This is a genomic window from Vibrio sp. Y176 (assembly GCF_033438945.1).
In genome coordinates this window covers 1-680 of sequence record NZ_JAWOQS010000571.1, presented here as the reverse complement: position 1 = coordinate 680, position 680 = coordinate 1, and the positions used below count along the sequence as shown (strand labels likewise).

Sequence of the window (680 nt, the reverse complement as noted above, 5' to 3'; positions counted from 1 at the left end):
CACCGGCACCAACGGCACCCATGTGGCAATCAAACTCGCCGATTGCAATCGCGATGCCTTCTGGTAAGCCTAATTTTATTGCCCATGCTTTTGATAGGTACCCGGCCGCCTGATCGGAGGTAAAGACTTCTGTGAACATACGGTCGCGAATACCGTCTAACGTCGGTGAAATTGCGCTTAAAAACGCTTGCTCAGGTAGTCCGCCCCAGCTTTCATGCCACATCGCTTTGTGTCCCGCAGCGCAGATGCCATGACGCAATTTTTGTGGATGTTGAGTATCAGCCAAAATTGCTGGGATCCAATCACACAGCTCGACCCAGCTGAAAGCACGTTTTGCAACTTGTTCATCTTGTTCGCTGACCCAAGCTGCTTTTGCCCAAAACCACTCTGAAGAGTACACACCGCCGACGTAACGCGTGTAATCGGTGAATTTTCCCGAATGGGCGAGTTCATTAATTCGATCTGCTTTGGCTACGGATGTGTGATCTTTCCAGAGGACGAACATTGCATTTGGGTTGTGCTCAAACTCAGGAAGCAGCGCCAAAACAGTGCCGTTTTCATCTATTGGAGCCGGTGTTGAGCCTGTTGTGTCGACGCCTATGCCGACAACAGAATCGGCCAGAGTCTGTGGCACTGTCGCCAGTACTTCTTGGATTGCGCTGGTCATTGCATCCAAATAA

At 50.6% G+C, this 680-nt stretch carries 1 protein-coding gene; it reads right to left on the bottom strand.

The features are described from left to right. Positions 1 to 680, bottom strand: a 680-nt coding sequence (locus R7O13_RS27360; protein WP_318305260.1) for an FGGY family carbohydrate kinase, incomplete at both ends; no start/stop codon positions are given.